Below are 1,666 nucleotides of genomic sequence, written 5' to 3' on the forward strand. Positions count from 1 at the left end.
CGGGGCACTGTCGGTCAGCATGAACACAAGTCGCTCGGCCGGGTAGTCCGGATCCAGCGGCACRTAGGCGCCGCCAGCCTTCATCACYGCCAGGATCGCGACCACCATGTCGATGCTGCGTTCCATGCAAATCGCTACCCGCGCATCGGGCACCACACCCAGCTTGCGCAGGTGACGCGCCAAGCGGTTGGCGCGGCGGTTGAGTTCGTCGTAGCTCAACTGTTGTGCTTCATGTTGCAATGCCACTGCGTCCGGCGTGGCTGCTGCCTGTGCTTCGAACAGCTGATGCATGCACTGGTCCTGCGGATAGTCGACCTGTGTTGTGTTCCAGTCATCCAGCAACTGCGTGCGTTCCTGCTCGTCCAGCAGTGGCAGCCGCRCAACCTGCAGGCTGTCGTTGTCCACCATCGCCGCCAGTGCACGCTGCAGATAACCCAGCATGCGTTCGATGCTGGCACGCTCGAACAACGCCGTCGCGTATTCCAATCCACCGGCAATCACGTCGCCGTCCTCGCCCAGGTTCAGGGTCAGGTCAAACTTGGCAGTGCTGCCCTGCACTCCGTACGGCATGCAATCCATGCCGGGCAGCTCCAGTCGGCCGGCGTCGTTGTTCTGCCAGACGAACATCACCTGGAACAGCGGACTGTGCGCCAGACTGCGCTCGGGCTTGACCAGATCGACTACCTGCTCGAACGGCAGGTCCTGGTGTTGCTGCGCGGCCAGTGCCTGTTGCTTCACCTGCTGCAGCAACTCCCCGACAGCCGGCTGGCCAGATAGGTCGATACGCAGAGCCAGCGTGTTGAGGAACAAGCCCATCAGCGGCTCGACCTCGGCGCGCATGCGTCCGGCCACCGGGGTGCCGATCACCAGGTCGTCCTGGCCGGACATGCGTGCCAGCACGGCGGTCCAGCAGGCCAGGATGGTCATGAACAGCGTGGTGCCATGGCGCCGGCTCAGCGCCTTCAGGCCCGCCGTCAGTTCGGCATCCAGTTCCAGGCCAACCACGTCGCCTGCATAGTCCTGCACCGCCGGACGTGGCCGGTCGGTCGGCAACTCCAGCAATGCCGGTGCCCCAGCCAGCGTCTGCTGCCAGTAGGCCGCCTGCGCCTGCAGCACCTCGCCATCGATCCAGCGTCGCTGCCAGGTCGCATAGTCGGCGTACTGGATCGCCAGCGGCGGCAACGGATCTTCTTTGCCGCTGCTGAAGGCGTTGTACAGCGCGCTGAATTCGTTGATCAGCACTCCCTGCGACCAGCCATCGGAGACGATGTGGTGCATCGTCACCAGCAGTACATGCTCGTCGTCGGCGAGCCGGATCAGTTGCCCGCGCACCAGCGGGCCGGTGGCTAGGTCGAACGGTGCGGCAGCTTCGGCCTCGGCCAGTTCGTCGAGTTTGGCTTCGGCGTCNAATGCAAAGCCAGTGTCAGCGGCGATGCGCTGCACCGGCTGGCCTTGTTCCAGCACGAAGGTCGTTCGCAAGGCTTCGTGGCGGGCGACGATGCGGTCCAGCGCAAGCCGCAGTGCCTGATGGTTCAGCACTCCGCCCAGGCGCAGGCCCATCGGCATGTGGTACGCCTGGCTCACCCCTTGCATCTGCGACAGGAACCACAGCCGCTGCTGCGCATACGACAAGGGCAGCGGCTCTTCCCGCGACACGACCGTAATG

At 64.7% G+C, this 1,666-nt stretch carries 1 protein-coding gene and 1 pseudogene; both read right to left on the reverse strand.

Annotated elements, in window-relative coordinates:
* A partial coding sequence (locus ASE07_RS27165; RefSeq protein WP_235548658.1) for a non-ribosomal peptide synthetase occupies positions 1–1,407 on the reverse strand: 1,407 nt, incomplete at both ends.
* A gap of 1 nt (position 1,408) precedes the next feature.
* A pseudogene (locus tag ASE07_RS30255) lies at positions 1,409–1,593 on the reverse strand (condensation domain-containing protein); the annotation flags it as partial.
* Positions 1,594–1,666: the final 73 nt, after the last annotated feature.

Origin of the sequence: Noviherbaspirillum sp. Root189 (assembly GCF_001428545.1) — a bacterium.
Taxonomy (GTDB): Bacteria; Pseudomonadota; Gammaproteobacteria; order Burkholderiales; family Burkholderiaceae_D; genus Noviherbaspirillum.